13 protein-coding genes and 1 riboswitch are annotated in these 13,498 nt (G+C 63.6%); of the genes, 10 read left to right on the top strand and 3 right to left on the bottom strand.

The window, feature by feature from the left end; translation table 11 throughout:
* Window positions 1-108 precede the first annotated feature (108 nt).
* A riboswitch (cobalamin riboswitch) is annotated at window positions 109-284 on the top strand.
* Between the two features lie 90 nt (window positions 285-374).
* From P9M14_02680 to mobB, 3 genes are all read left to right on the top strand, one after another.
* Window positions 375-1,823 carry an Ig-like domain-containing protein gene (locus tag P9M14_02680; GenBank protein MDP8254633.1) on the top strand — a complete coding sequence of 483 codons (1,449 nt, stop codon included), beginning with the start codon at window positions 375-377 and terminating at the stop codon, window positions 1,821-1,823.
* A 99-nt stretch (window positions 1,824-1,922) separates the two neighbouring features.
* On the top strand, window positions 1,923-2,717 hold the full coding sequence (gene fdhD, locus P9M14_02675) for a formate dehydrogenase accessory sulfurtransferase FdhD (protein ID MDP8254632.1): 795 nt from the start codon (window positions 1,923-1,925) through the stop codon (window positions 2,715-2,717).
* Window positions 2,714-3,382 (top strand): molybdopterin-guanine dinucleotide biosynthesis protein B, encoded by a 669-nt coding sequence (gene mobB, locus P9M14_02670; GenBank protein MDP8254631.1) that lies wholly within the window; start codon window positions 2,714-2,716, stop codon window positions 3,380-3,382. Before fdhD ends, mobB begins: the two co-directional genes overlap by 4 nt.
* 35 nt (window positions 3,383-3,417) lie before the next feature.
* Here mobB and P9M14_02665 read toward each other — a convergent pair whose 3' ends face one another.
* Window positions 3,418-3,894 carry a hypothetical protein gene (locus P9M14_02665; GenBank protein MDP8254630.1) on the bottom strand — a complete coding sequence of 159 codons (477 nt, stop codon included), beginning with the start codon at window positions 3,892-3,894 and terminating at the stop codon, window positions 3,418-3,420.
* Between the two features lie 109 nt (window positions 3,895-4,003).
* On the opposite strand from P9M14_02665, the gene P9M14_02660 reads away from it, so the two are divergent.
* From P9M14_02660 to uvrB, 7 genes are all read left to right on the top strand, one after another.
* Complete coding sequence (locus P9M14_02660) at window positions 4,004-4,552, top strand: O-acetyl-ADP-ribose deacetylase (protein ID MDP8254629.1); 549 nt, start codon at window positions 4,004-4,006, stop codon at window positions 4,550-4,552.
* Window positions 4,553-4,598: 46 nt separating this feature from the next.
* Window positions 4,599-5,321 carry a 2-C-methyl-D-erythritol 4-phosphate cytidylyltransferase gene (gene ispD, locus P9M14_02655; GenBank protein MDP8254628.1) on the top strand — a complete coding sequence of 241 codons (723 nt, stop codon included), beginning with the start codon at window positions 4,599-4,601 and terminating at the stop codon, window positions 5,319-5,321.
* Window positions 5,318-5,800 (top strand): 2-C-methyl-D-erythritol 2,4-cyclodiphosphate synthase, encoded by a 483-nt coding sequence (gene ispF, locus P9M14_02650; protein ID MDP8254627.1) that lies wholly within the window; start codon window positions 5,318-5,320, stop codon window positions 5,798-5,800. The genes ispD and ispF overlap by 4 nt, the downstream gene beginning before the upstream one ends.
* Window positions 5,801-5,879: 79 nt before the next feature.
* Window positions 5,880-7,385, top strand: a complete 1,506-nt coding sequence (gene cysS, locus P9M14_02645) for a cysteine--tRNA ligase (GenBank protein MDP8254626.1) — start codon at window positions 5,880-5,882, stop codon at window positions 7,383-7,385.
* Between the two features lie 139 nt (window positions 7,386-7,524).
* Window positions 7,525-8,223 carry a GAF domain-containing protein gene (locus tag P9M14_02640; protein MDP8254625.1) on the top strand — a complete coding sequence of 233 codons (699 nt, stop codon included), beginning with the start codon at window positions 7,525-7,527 and terminating at the stop codon, window positions 8,221-8,223.
* A complete protein-coding gene (locus P9M14_02635) occupies window positions 8,220-8,825 on the top strand; it encodes a nucleoside 2-deoxyribosyltransferase (GenBank protein ID MDP8254624.1) in 606 nt (201 codons plus the stop codon). The genes P9M14_02640 and P9M14_02635 overlap by 4 nt, the downstream gene beginning before the upstream one ends.
* A gap of 75 nt (window positions 8,826-8,900) precedes the next feature.
* Window positions 8,901-10,886: an excinuclease ABC subunit UvrB gene (uvrB, locus tag P9M14_02630; GenBank protein MDP8254623.1), complete on the top strand. Its 1,986-nt coding sequence runs from the start codon at window positions 8,901-8,903 to the stop codon at window positions 10,884-10,886.
* Here uvrB and P9M14_02625 read toward each other — a convergent pair.
* Together P9M14_02625 and P9M14_02620 are read right to left on the bottom strand one after the other, a co-directional pair.
* Window positions 10,883-11,869, bottom strand: a complete 987-nt coding sequence (locus P9M14_02625; protein MDP8254622.1) for a KpsF/GutQ family sugar-phosphate isomerase — start codon at window positions 11,867-11,869, stop codon at window positions 10,883-10,885. The genes uvrB and P9M14_02625 overlap by 4 nt on opposite strands.
* Window positions 11,856-13,484, bottom strand: coding sequence for a CTP synthase (locus tag P9M14_02620; protein ID MDP8254621.1), 1,629 nt, complete (start codon window positions 13,482-13,484; stop codon window positions 11,856-11,858). The genes P9M14_02625 and P9M14_02620 overlap by 14 nt, the downstream gene beginning before the upstream one ends.
* Window positions 13,485-13,498 lie beyond the last annotated feature (14 nt).

Genomic DNA, 13,498 nt, shown 5'->3' with positions numbered 1-13,498 from the left:
ATGCTCGAGCATGAATAATCCAGGCTAAGTGATTTAACCTGGCCCGCCTAATCCACATCGCATGCTCGGTAGTACGGTGCCTTCCGGGCTTCAATTGACAGGAATCGGCTTTGCAATGACAATGTGGAGGCTTCGGGCGAGGGAAGCCGGTTGAATTCCGGCACGGTCCCGCCGCCGTAAGTGGGGACGAAAGCGGCATGCAGCCACTGGGCTACGGCCCGGGAAGGCGTCGCAAGTAGGGCGATCCATGAGTCGGAATACCTCCCCGTCGCAGGCCTGAGGAGCAGGATATTTTCAGCGCACGAGCGCGGTCCGATCCTTGGGTCAAACACCAAACCGCCGCGGATGACGGCGAAAGATTCGAGGAGGAATCGATGAAGGACTGGGCTTCTAAATGGGCTGTTTTATTGCTGGTGCTGTTCGCGACGTTGAGCATGGTGCTGGTAGTCGGCGCCTGTTCATCGGACGACGACGACGGCAGCTCGGGCGGGCGATCCGGGGACGACGACGATGACGACGACGTGGACGACGACGACGTGGACGACGACGATGATGACGACATCGACGACGACGATGATGATGACGACGACGACGATGACGTTTTTATTAACGAGATCCTCGTGGCCACCGATGACCCGGCTGTGGCCGTGGGCGACGAGACGACCTACGTTGCTACTGCCTTTGACAACCTCGGCGACGAAATGAGCGGCATCACCTTTACCTGGAGCTCGTCCAGCGATGCGGTGGCCACGGTCGACGAATACGGTTACGTCACCGGCGAGGCCGTCGGAACCGCGACGATCAGTGCCGAGGCCCAGGGGAAAGAGGGCACGCTGGACGTGTTCGTCGGCCCCGACGTGTTCGTGGTTGACGGCATCGGCGGCCTGCTGGGCCAGTTCGATACGGCCACGGGCGCCACGGTGGACGACATCCTGGCCTCTGACGCCGTACAGCTCAACGTGCCCAATGATGTCGACCTGTACTACGACTCGCTGGTGATCGTCGATTCGGGCGATTACGGCGCGGGCATCAACGGCGACGAGCAACTATTGATCGTCGATCTGTGGACCAAGGACTTCTACTCGATTCAGCTCTACACCGACTCTCCGTGGTCCGTGGTGGTGGCCGACGATGTGGCCTGGGTCACAAGCAATCTGGGTGACGGCGTGTTGGGCGTGAATTTGAACAAGGGCGTGAAGGTCGGCTACGTCGGCCTGCCCTCGGGTTCGGCGCCGACCGAGATCACCCGTGCGCGCGGCAATCTCTACATTGCGCTAAGCGACTACGACCTGACGAGCTACACCTACGGCGACGATCCGGGCGTGGCAGTTGTCGATCCGGGGAGCTTCACGCTGAACGCGATTATCCCCACCAGCGGGCTGAACACCACCAACGTAGTGACGTCCATCGACGGCGAGACGGTCTATGCGATCAACTCCGGCGACTACGGCGCCACGGTAAACGGTTCGATCGACGTGATCGACGCCTCGAACAATACGATCACCGAGACGCTGAGCATCGGCGTTGCCCCCGGGCCGGCAGTGATGACCCTGGATGGGCAGCTGGTGGTTGCCGACAGCAGCGATGGCAAGATCTACGTTTACATCATCGAAAGCGGCATTTGGACACGCGGCGCGGGCAATCCGATCATTATCCCGGGTTGCAGTTATGTATCGCGGCTCGCGGTCTACTCGGACAACACGGTGTTTGCCTCCGACTTCCTCAATGGCAAGGTCTACCCGATCAATCCCATCGATTGGACGGTGGGCACTGCATACGAGTTCGGCACATTCTTCCCGCAGGACATCATCGGCTGGCGCTAAGCCGTCGCAGTTTCCAGATCCCACGGGCCGGGGCGTGTCCCCGGCCCTTTGTTTGTCGATTGACCGCGTGTGCGCGCTGCCACACAATGGGCCGATTCGATGAAGCCTATTGACCCCCGCGCCGTGACGATCGAAGTCCTCGACCAGCAGCGAAAAAGCTGCGCGATCGAGCTGGCCCGCGAGGTGACCTTGAGCATCGAGCTCAACGGCGAGAGGGCGGCTACGTTGCTATGCACGCCCGAATACCCCGACGAGTTGACCGTGGGCTTTCTGTTGGCCGACGGAGCGATTAGCTCGGCGGACCAGATCGAAAAGCTGAGCATTGAGGACGATGGCGACTCGATTTGCGCCAAGGTCGCGGCGCCGGGTTGCATGCCGGCAAACGAGCGGCTGGTGACCAGCGGCCTGGGCAAGGGAACCCTGGGCCGCGGGGCGCTTGACGCGGGCAGAGCCGGAGAGCTTAGGGTGCGCGACGGGTTGCAGATCGCCGCGTCACGGATTAGCGTGCTGATCAGCGAGCTGACTGAAAAGGCCACACAGCTGCATCACCTCACCAACGGTGTACACGGAGCGGCGCTGGCCGACGAGGACGGTATCCGCCTGCTGCGCGAGGATGTGGGCCGCCACAACGCCGTGGACAAGCTGGCCGGGCGCTGTCTGCTCGACGGCCTGGATCCGGCGCGCTACTGCCTGCTGTGCACCGGTCGCATCAGCAGCGAAATGCTGATCAAGACCGCGCGTCTGGGTGTGCCGCTGCTGATCAGCCGCGCCGCGCCTACCAGTCTGGCGGTGGAACTGGCGCACAGCACGGGCGTCACGCTGGTCGGATCGGCGCGCGGCGATCGCTTCAGGGTTTTTGCCAATGCACAGAGGATCGTATGGGAGGAACGTTGATTCCGCTGATCAGCATCGTGGGCAGGTCCGGCTCGGGCAAGACGACCTATCTTGAGAAGCTGCTGCCCGAGCTAAAAGCGCGCGGCCTGAGCGTGGCCGCGGTCAAACATTACGCCCATGGATTTGAAATGGATCACGAGGGCAAGGACACCTGGCGCTTGCGGCGGGCAGGCGCGGACCACGTGCTGCTGGCCGGGCCGGGGGCAGCGGGCATGATCGCCGGATTCGAAGGCGAAATCGACGTGTACGAGGCGGTGAGCCGCTATCTGCCGCGTTGCGACCTGGTGATCACCGAGGGCTACAAGCACGGCAGCGCGCCCAAGATCGAGCTGCTGCGCAGCGCCGTGGGCCGCGAGCTGATCTGCGATGGGCCCGATCAGCGGCTGGTGGCGGTGATCACCGACTACGACGAGCTAGAGTGCGACGTGCCCCGCTTTGGCCTGGACGACCCGTCGGCGTTGGCCGACTGGCTGATCGCCGAGTTCGTCGAGCCTGCCAGGCGTACAACCCGCGCCGAGCTGCGCGTGGACGGACGCAGGGTGGAGCTCAAGCCGTTCGTCGAGCGCATGCTGGCCCACGGATTGTCGGGGATGATCGAGCCGCTACGCGGCTGCGACGATGGTCGCTCCATCGAGCTGCGGGTCGAACTGGCCCAGAAGGAATAGTCCGCGTTCATAGTGCGGATTAGCTTGGCCGGGATCTATTCCACGTAGAACGTGCCCTCGAGCTTGTTGCTGGAAAAGCCGCAGACGTCCGTCCAATACATCTCGAAGTTGTGGTAACCCACGTTGAGCGGGGTCTCCGAGCCGCTGAGCTGGATGCCGAACTGGATTCCGGTATCGCTGGTCGAGCAGCCCAGTTCCACGTTGATGTCGCTGGTGGAGGTGCTGTCGCCGTTCTCGTCGGAGAAGAAGATCATTCCGCCGGTGAGATTCCCCTCGTCGTCCTCGTAGCTGCAGGCGATGAGGATCGTGTCAGTGGAGCCGATCTGTGGCGTTTCGGAGGTCGCCTGGCCGCCGTTGACCGAGAAGACCAGGCCGTAGAGTCGTGGCGCGGTGTTGTTGCCGCAGTCGCCGTCCCACTCGCACTCGCTTTCGACCTCCTCGTCCGGGCAGCCGCCGAGCAAGGCAACGGTCAACAACAGTGCGAGAGCCAACAGGATCCAATTGAGTTTCATTTCGAGACCTCCACTTCGACAAGATCCTACTCTGTCCTTTTGGTCGGGCCAAGCTTTGGTACAATCGGAAACCGAACCCGATTAATAGCTCTGACCAGCGGGGGACGCGATGAAGCAAAGCGTGGGTGCGTCGACAATCGAGCTGGTGGTGGGGGACATCACCGGGCAGCGGGTCGATGCGATCGTCAACGCGGCCAATCGCAGCCTGCTCGGCGGCGGCGGGGTCGACGGAGCGATCCATCGCGCGGCCGGACCCGAGCTGATCGAGGCCTGTCGCCCGTTGGGCGGCTGCGCGACCGGCCGGGCCAAGATCACGTCCGGATTCGGGCTGGACGCGCAGTACGTGATTCACACTGTGGGGCCGATCTGGCACGGCGGCAACGCGGGCGAGTCCGAGCTGCTGCGCTCGTGCTATCTAAGCAGCCTCGAGCTGGCGGTTGAGCACGACCTGCGCTGGGTTGCCTTTCCCTCGATCAGCACCGGTGCATACCGCTATCCGCTGGAGCAGGCGGCGCGCATTGCTTTGGGGACCGTGACCGAGTTTCTCGCCGGGTCGGCAGTCGAGCTCGAAGTGCGGTTTGTGCTGTTCAGCCGTTCCGATTTCGAGACCTACGCCGTTGCCCTGCGCGAACTCGCGCCAGAGGCGGATCGAGCTTGACCTGCCGCGGTCATGCGGTACAGGATTGATTCCACGATCAAGATTAATGGAGCGGACGATTTCGAACCTCAGCGCATGGTGCATCGTAGTCGGGGCGGGCAGCGGCAGCCGGATGGGCGCCCAGCGTCCCAAGCAATTTTTACGCCTGGGACGGCGCAGCGTGTTGAGCCACACCCTGGCCGTGGTCTGCGGCGTGGAGCTGATCCAGGGCGTGGTGGCGGTAGTGCCGCGCAATCGACTGGCAGACGTGCGGCGCATGGTGCGGCGCGATCCGGCGCTGTCCAAGGTGGCGTATATCGTTGCCGGCGGGGCTGAGCGCGCGGATTCGGTGCTCGCCGGGCTTGACGCCCTGGACGGGCAGTGCGATGTGGTGGCGATCCACGACGCGGCGCGGCCGTTGGTCTTGCCCTCGCAATTCGCCAAGACAATCCGCGTGGCAGCGCGTTTCGGCGCGGCGGTGCTGGCCGTACCGGTGTGCGACACGATTAAGCAGGCCACGGACGAGGGGGTCGTACTCCAAACCCCGGACCGCCGCCGGCTGTGGGCCGCCCAAACACCCCAGGCGTTCGAGCGCAACCTGCTGCTCGACGCCTACCGCGCGGCGCACGACGATGGGTTCAGCGCCACGGACGACGCGGCGCTGGTCGAACGCATCAACGGCCGGGTGGTGCTGGTGCCCGGTTCACCGGAGAATTTTAAAATCACCACGCTCCACGATTTGCAACACGCCCGGCTGGTGCTCGCCCAACGGCGCGGGGCCGCGCGATGAGGGTCGGGCACGGATTCGACGTACACCGGCTCGTGCCGGGCCGCAGGCTGATCCTCGGCGGCGTACAGATCGAACACCCGCTGGGCCTCGAGGGGCACTCGGATGCCGACGTGCTGGCTCACGCTGTGGCCGACGCGCTGCTGGGCGCAGCGGGTTTGGGCGATATCGGCCGCCATTTTCCTGACGACGATTCGCAGTATCGCGGTGCGGACAGTCTCGAGCTGCTCTCGCGGGTCGCGGAGCTGATTACTCAGGGCGGCCTGACGGTCGGCAACGTCGACGCCACGATCATCGCCCAGGCGCCGCGGATGGCGCCGCACATCGAACCGATGCAAACCAACTTGGCGCGGGCGATGTCCATTGCCCCGGTGCAGGTCAACGTCAAGGCCACCACCACCGAGGGTTTGGGATACATTGGCGAGGGACTCGGAATCGCGGCCCACGCCGTGGCCCTGCTAGAGCTGATCTCCGAATCCTGATCCCCTACTGCAGCGCTTGATTGGCCGATGTGCGAGGTCTAAGATTGGGCGTTTGCAGCACAAACCCCAGGGGGGCGAGATGACGATCAGCGTCTACAACACTATGAGCCGCACCAAGCAGCCGTTCGAGCCGCAGCAGCCCGATCTCGTACGAATGTACGTCTGCGGGGTCACGGTCTACGACATGTGCCACGTGGGGCACGCCCGCGCCTCGGCGGCCTTCGACGTGATCGTGCGCACCCTGCGTCACTTCGGCTACAATGTGAAGTACGCGCGCAACATTACGGACGTGGACGACAAGATCATCGCCCGCGCCAATCAGCGCGGCGTGGAGCCCGCGCAGATCGCGGAGCAATACATCGCCGAGATGTACACTGACTTCGACGCCCTTGGGTTCGTGCGGCCCGACATCGAGCCGCGGGCCACCGAGCACATCCCGCAGATCGTGGTCGCGGTCAAAGCGCTGGTCGACAAGGGCATGGCATACGAGCGCGACGGCGACGTCTACTTTCGCGTTAAAGCCTTCAAGGATTACGGCAAGCTCAGCCGGCGCGACGTGGACGAGCTGCGCTCGGGCGAGCGGGTTGAGATCTCCGAGGCCAAGGAGGATCCGCTGGACTTCGCGCTGTGGAAGGCAAGCAAGCCCGGCGAGCCGTCGTGGGACAGCCCATGGGGCCCGGGACGCCCCGGCTGGCACATCGAGTGTTCGGTGATGAGCGCCGAGCATTTGGGCACGCCGCTGGACATCCACGGCGGCGGCCAGGATCTGATTTTCCCGCACCACGAGAACGAGATCGCCCAGGCCGAGGCCCTCGAGGGGCACTGCTTCTGCAACTACTGGCTGCACAACGGCCACGTCAAAATCAACCAGGAGAAGATGAGCAAGAGCCTGGGAAACTTCTTCACCATCCGCGAGGTGCTGCAACACTACCAGCCCGAGGTCGTGCGTTACTTCCTGGTCTCGGTGCACTATCGCAGCCCCATCGATTACTCGGACCAAGCACTGCGCGAGGCGGCCACGGCGGTCGAGCGGATCTACGTTGCTTGGGACGCGATGAACAGGGCGTCGATCGCCCTGGGCGATGTGCCGGTCGAGCCCGAGGATCTCGAGGGCGAGGACAAGGCCGCCCTGGGCAAGATCGATCTGGCCCTGGACAGCTTCGAGGAAGCGATGGCCGACGACTTCAATAGCGCACGGGCCCTGGGCAACCTGTTCGATCTGGTGCATCAGACCAACTCGTTGTGCGAGCAGGTCGAGCAGCAGCCGCGGCCGGAACTGGCCGCGCTGCTGATCCGGGCCCGCGAGGTGTTCCTGCAGATGCGCGAAGTGCTGGGGATCTGCCAATCCGAACCCGCCGACTACTACGCGGACAAGGCCCGCCGCGCGCTCATCGATAAGGGGATTACACCCGAACAGATCGAGGCCAAAATCGCCGAGCGCGCCGCGGCCCGCACGGCGCGCGACTTTGCCAGGGCCGATGCAATCCGCGACGAACTGGCCGCCTCGGGAGTGGTGCTCAAGGACAACCGCGACGGCAGCACGGGCTGGACCGTGGCCGCGGCCGACAAGCCGCTCAAGGATTGACCTGCCAAGGTAAGCGGGCTTGCCAAATTATTTGTTTGCTGATAGAAGTGATTATACTTAACCGGCAACAACCGGCTACGTTTGATAAGCTGCATAATATCAACTTGTTATGTGGTATGGACCATGAGGAGGGGGTATGGTGGACCACCCCAAGGAATCCTTAAAAATCGTGCGCGATTACAGCCAGGAGGTCGAGCGGATCTCCGATGTTTTGGAAAATATCACCAAAATTAAGCCGACACTGGCGCGCGTGATCAAGGAGATTCAACGCTTCAGCGGGTGCGAGGCCGTGGGCATCCGACTGTGTGACGAACAGGGCGATTATCCATACTTCACCTGGGACGGGTTTAAAGAGGATTTCGTCCGTAAGGAGGGCAAGCTGCTGGCCCGCGACGCCACGGGCAACCGAATCCTTACGCCGGAGGGCGATACCTATCTGCTCGAGTGCATGTGCGGTAACGTGATCTGCTCCAAGACCGATCCGAGCAAACCGTTTTTTACGCAGAAGGGCAGCTTCTGGAGTAACAACACCAGCGCAATGCTCGAGCAGACCACCGACGAGGACCGCGGCAGCCATACCCGCAACTACTGCAACGCCTGCGGCTACGAGTCAGTGGCGTTGATTCCGATCGCCAACGCGGTCGGCCGAGTGGGGCTGATCCAGCTCAACGACAAACGCATCGGCGGCTTTACCATGGAGCTGATCGAGTCGTTGGAGCTGCTGGCCGACCACATCGGTTTGGCGCTGCTCAACCACGAGATGATGAAGAACCTGAAAAAGATAAAAACCGAACTGGCCCGCCTGCGGGCCGAAGATCTGGATGAGGTCATCAGATGAGCGAATCCAAGACTCGCGTTTACTGCTCCGGCGCCCTGTTCAACGACAAAGAGCGCGAGGAGATGGCGCAGATCGCCGCCGCCCTCGAGGCCCAGGGCTTCGAGACCTTTCTGCCGCATCGCGACGGCCTGGAAATCACGCCGCTGGCGAGCATGCTGGTCAACCTGGGAGTCGAGAACGAACAGGCGCACGAACTTTGGGAAAAGGCGATCTTCAGCCTCGACGCCTATCAGGTGGTGCGCGGTTGCGACGCGGCGGTGGTCAACCTCAACGGCCGCGTGCCCGACGAGGGCGCGGTGGCCGAGGCGGCCCTGGCCTGGAGCGCGGGCAAGGTGCTCGTGGCCTACAAGGACGATCCGCGTTCGCTGTACTTTGGCAAGGACAACCCGATGGTCAGCGGCCTGTTCGAGTTCCAGCTCTACGCCGGGCTGCCCGGGGTGATCAGCGCGATCAAGGCCGGGTTGGCCGAGCAGGGTGATCAGACCAAGGCCGTGCCGACAATCGAGGGCAAGATGAACCAGGCTCTCGATCTGGGCGCCAAGATCTGGGGGGCGCTGCAATCGCCTGACGGCCTGCTGGCCGTGGCCAAGGCGCTGGTCTAGCGGTAATTACCTCAACCCCGATTGTTGCCCATCGCTGACCCTTGAACGTCCCGCGATTCAGGGTAGAGTGAGCCGATGAAGCGCTTCGAGCTGGTCTGCGATTACACGCCCCAGGGCGATCAGCCCGAGGCGATCGAGCGCTTGGTGAGCGGGCTCGAGTCCGGGGCCAAGCACCAGGTGTTGCTGGGGGTCACCGGCTCGGGCAAGACCTTCACCATTGCCAACGTGGTGGAGCGGCTCAATCGTCCGACACTGGTGATGGCCCACAACAAGACCCTGGCCGCGCAACTGTTCTCGGAGTTCCGCGAGCTTTTTCCGAACAACGCGGTCGAGTTCTTCGTCTCGTACTACGACTATTACCAGCCCGAGGCCTACCTGCCGACCACGGATACGTACATTGAGAAAGACAGCTCGATCAACGAGCGCATCGATCGTCTGCGCCACAGCGCCACGCGCAGCCTGCTCGAGCGCCGCGACGTGCTGATCGTGGCCTCGGTCTCGTGCATCTACGGCCTGGGCAGTCCGGACTTCTACCGGCGGATGCACCTGATCGTGGAGCGCGGCCAGACGATCTCGCGCCAGGATTTGATCCGCAAGCTGGTCGACATCCAATATGAGCGCAACGACATCGACTTCCATCGCGGCACGTTTCGTGTGCGCGGCGACGTGGTCGAGGTTTTTCCGATCTACGAGAACGAACACGCGGTGCGGTTCGAATTTTTCGACGATGGGATCGAGGCGATCCGAGAGGTCGATCCCCTGCGCGGCGTAGTGGTGGCCCAGCTGCCGCGGGCCGCGATCTTTCCGGCCAGCCACTTCGTTACGCCCGAGGACCAGCTACAGCGCGCCATCGTCACGATCCGCGAGGAGCTCGAGCAGCGCCTGACCGAGCTCAAGGCTCAGGAGAAACTACTCGAGGCCCAACGCCTGCGCCAGCGCACCGAGTTCGACCTGGAGATGATTCGCGAGATGGGCTACTGCTCGGGAATCGAGAACTACAGCCGCCACCTCGACGGCCGGGCATCGGGTACGCCGCCCGAGCCGCTGTTAAGCTACATGCCGGACGACGCGCTGATTGTCCTGGACGAGAGCCACCAGAGCGTGCCGCAGATCGGCGCAATGTTTCGCGGCGACCGCAGCCGCAAGACTACTCTGGTCGACTACGGCTTCCGTCTGCCCTCGGCCCTGGACAACCGGCCGCTGACCTTCGAGGAGTTCGAGGGGCGGGTGGGGCAGACGATCTACGTCTCGGCCACGCCCGGCGATTTCGAACTGCAAAAATCGGGCGGGCAGGTGATCGATCAAGTGATTCGGCCCACCGGCCTGGTCGATCCCAAACTGACGCTCAAGCCGGCCAAGGGCCAGGTGGACGACCTGCTGGAACAGATCCGGCGTCGCGTAGAGGCGGGCGAGCGCGTGCTGGTGACCACCCTTACCAAGCGCCTGTCCGAGGAGCTCTCCGACTACTATCGCGAGCTGGGGGTCAAGGCGCGCTACATGCACTCGGGCATCGACACCATCGAGCGCACCGAGCTGCTGCGCGACCTGCGCCAGGGCAAGTACGACGTGCTGATCGGCATCAACCTGTTGCGCGAGGGGCTCGACCTGCCCGAGGTCAGCCTGGTGGCGATCCTCGACGCGGATAAGGAGGGCTTCCTGCGCTCCACGCGCAGCCTAATCCAAACCATCGGCCGCGCCGCGCGTAACGTCAACGGCGAAGTGATTTTTTACGCCGACCGCATCACCAACTCGATGCGCGGAGCGATCGACGAGACCGACCGTCGCCGCGCCAAGCAGTTGGCGTACAACGAGCAACACGGGATCACGCCCGAGACGATCCGCAAGCAGATCGTCGACGTGATGGGCTCGATCTTTGAGCGCGACTATTTGACCGTGCCCGTGGAGACCGACGAGGAACTGCCGCTGGACAAGATCCCCGACGCCATCGAGGCGCTGGAGCGCAAGATGCGCGCGGCCTCTAAAAAGCTGGATTTCGAACAGGCGGCGCAGCTGCGCGACCGCATCCGACAGCTCGAGTCCCGCCTGCTGGGATTGGACTAAATCAACCCCGCCTTGAGGATGTCGTGCAGGTGCAGCGCGCCGACGATCTTGGTCGAGCGCGGCGAGGCGGTGACGAACAACACGGTGATGTTGTTGTCCTCCATCGTGCGCAGGGCGCGCGCGGCCAGGGCGTCGGCCTCGATGGTCTTGGGCCCCTTGGTCATCATCTGGGCGGCCGTGGTGTCGATGAACTTGTCGGCCAGGCGCTGAAGCCCGCGGCGCAGGTCGCCGTCGGATACGCAGCCGATCAGCCGGCCGCGCTCGTCGAACACGCCGGTGATGCCCAGACGCTTGGCGCTCATTTCCATCAGCACGTCCGTGCCCTTGGCATCGGGCCCCACGCGTGGCAGCTCGTCGCCCGTGCGCATCAGGTCCGAGACCTTGAGCAGCAGGCGTTTGCCTAATGCGCCGCCGGGATGCAGCGTGGCGAAGTCCTGCTCCTTGAAGCCGCGCGCCTCGAGCAGCGCCACGGCCAGGGCGTCGCCCAGGGCCAGCGCCGCGGTGGTCGAGGAGGTCGGAGCCAAATTCAGCGGGCAGGCCTCGCGCGCCACCTGCGCGTCGAGCACCACGTCGGCGCGCTTGGCCAGCGTGCTGTCGGTATTGCCGGTGATCGCGATCAACGGCACCTTGATCAGTTTGAACGTGGGCAGCAGGTCCAGCAGCTCGCGGGTCTCGCCCGAGTATGACAGCGCCAGCACCACGTCCTCGGGCCGCACCATGCCCACGTCGCCGTGGGCCGCCTCGGCCGAATGCAGAAAGAACGCCGAGGTGCCGGTGCTGGCCAGGGTCGAGGCGATCTTCTGCCCGACCAGTCCGGACTTGCCCATGCCGGTGACCACGACCTTGCCGCGGCATTGCAGCATCGCCTCCAGCGCCCGGCCGAAGGCCGCACCGATACGCTTCTCAAGATCGGCCACCGCCTCGGCCTCGGCCCTGATCGTGCGCCGGGCGACCTCGAGTAATCGGCGTTTAATCGGACTCATTACCGAAGCTCTTGTGCTTGAGGGCGGCCTTGATGAACGAGGCGAACAGCGGATGTGGCCGCTGCGGGCGGCTTTTGAATTCGGGGTGATACTGGCAGCCCAGGAACCACGGATGGTCCTCGATCTCCACGATTTCGACCAAGTCGCCGCGCTCGAACACACCTGAGATTTTCAGCCCGGCCGACTCGATCTGTTCGCGATAGGCGTTGTTGAACTCGTAGCGGTGACGGTGCCGCTCGGCGATCTCGCTGCGTTTGTACGCGCCGAAGGCCAAGCTCTTGCGCTGCGTGATTTTGCAGGGGTACGAGCCCAGACGCATTGTGCCGCCCATTTCGAGTACGGTTTTCTGCTCCTCCATCAGGTCGATCACCGGATGCTTGGCCTTGGCCCGGAACTCGGTGGAGTCGGCGGCGCGCAGCTTGCACACGTTGCGTGCGAACTCGACCACCGCCATCTGCATTCCCAAACAGATGCCGAAGTAGGGGATGCCCTTGGTGCGCGCGTAATGCACCGCGGCGATCTTGCCCTCGTGCCCGCGTTCGCCGAACCCGCCTGGAACCAGTACGCCCGAGACCTCGCCGATGCACTTGGCCGCGCCGTCGTGCTCGATATCCTCGCAATCGACGAACTTGAGCTCGACCAGCGAGCGGTTGGCCAGCCCGCCGTGGGCCAGCGCCTCGTTGAGCGATTTGTAGCTGTCGGTGAGATGTACGTATTTGCCGACCACGGCGATCACCGCCTTGTGCTTGGCGCGCTTGATCGTGTTGACCACCTTGCGCCACGGCTTGAGGTCCGGCGCGCCGGTCCAGATTCCGAGCTTGTCGGCCACGCGGTCGTCCAGGCCCTCCTTGTGGAACAGCAGCACCACCTCGTAGATGATATTTACGTTCTTGGCCGTGATCACATCCGCCACGGCGATGTCGCAGAAAAGGCTGATCTTGGACTTGATCTCGGGCGGCAGGAAGCGGTCGGAGCGGCAGAGCAGAATGTCGGGCTTGATGCCCATCTGGCGCAGTTGGGCCACCGAGTGCTGGGTGGGCTTGGTCTTGAGTTCGCCGGCGGTGGGGATGAACGGCACCAGCGTCAGGTGGATGTAGATCACGTTCTCCTGGCCGACGTCGGCCTTGAACTGGCGGATCGCCTCGAGGAACGGCATGCTTTCGATGTCGCCCACCGTGCCGCCGATCTCGACGATAACCACGTCGAAGCCGCTACCGACCTGCTTGATGTAGTCCTTGATCTCGTTGGTGATGTGCGGGATTACCTGCACCGTTCGTCCCAAATAGTCGCCGCGGCGTTCCTTGGTGATTACCGACTCGTAGATCCGGCCGGTGGTGCAGTTGTTGAGCTGGCTGGTGGTCGTGCTGATGAAGCGCTCGTAGTGCCCCAGATCGAGGTCGGTCTCCGCGCCGTCGTCGGTGACGTAGACCTCGCCGTGCTGGAACGGGCTCATGGTGCCCGGGTCGACGTTGATGTAGGGATCCATCTTCTGGATCGTGACGCGTAGTCCGCGGGCCTCGAGCAGCGCGCCGAGGGAGGCGGCGGCAATTCCCTTGCCCAAGCTGGAGACCACGCCGCCGGTAACGAAAATATACTTAGTCTTGTCCTTGCCCATCTACCCTTTCCGTC

Origin of the sequence: Candidatus Alcyoniella australis (genome assembly GCA_030765605.1) — a bacterium.
Taxonomy (GTDB): Bacteria; Lernaellota; Lernaellaia; order JAVCCG01; family Alcyoniellaceae; genus Alcyoniella; species Alcyoniella australis.
The sequence above is the reverse complement of the archived record's forward strand: the minus strand, read 5'-3'. Positions and strand labels throughout refer to the sequence as shown.

Excerpts from the sequence above, each read along its gene's own strand:
- P9M14_02665 (MDP8254630.1), bottom strand. The coding sequence starts at position 3,894 with ATGAAACTCAATTGGATCCTGTTGGCTCTCGCACTGTTGTTGACCGTT.
- P9M14_02620 (MDP8254621.1), bottom strand. The coding sequence starts at position 13,484 with ATGGGCAAGGACAAGACTAAGTATATTTTCGTTACCGGCGGCGTGGTC.
- P9M14_02660 (MDP8254629.1), top strand. The coding sequence starts at position 4,004 with ATGAAGCAAAGCGTGGGTGCGTCGACAATCGAGCTGGTGGTGGGGGAC.
- P9M14_02625 (MDP8254622.1), bottom strand. The coding sequence starts at position 11,869 with ATGAGTCCGATTAAACGCCGATTACTCGAGGTCGCCCGGCGCACGATC.
- ispD (MDP8254628.1), top strand. The coding sequence starts at position 4,599 with ATGGAGCGGACGATTTCGAACCTCAGCGCATGGTGCATCGTAGTCGGG.
- uvrB (MDP8254623.1), top strand. The coding sequence starts at position 8,901 with ATGAAGCGCTTCGAGCTGGTCTGCGATTACACGCCCCAGGGCGATCAG.
- cysS (MDP8254626.1), top strand. The coding sequence starts at position 5,880 with ATGACGATCAGCGTCTACAACACTATGAGCCGCACCAAGCAGCCGTTC.
- P9M14_02635 (MDP8254624.1), top strand. The coding sequence starts at position 8,220 with ATGAGCGAATCCAAGACTCGCGTTTACTGCTCCGGCGCCCTGTTCAAC.
- fdhD (MDP8254632.1), top strand. The coding sequence starts at position 1,923 with ATGAAGCCTATTGACCCCCGCGCCGTGACGATCGAAGTCCTCGACCAG.
- ispF (MDP8254627.1), top strand. The coding sequence starts at position 5,318 with ATGAGGGTCGGGCACGGATTCGACGTACACCGGCTCGTGCCGGGCCGC.
- P9M14_02680 (MDP8254633.1), top strand. The coding sequence starts at position 375 with ATGAAGGACTGGGCTTCTAAATGGGCTGTTTTATTGCTGGTGCTGTTC.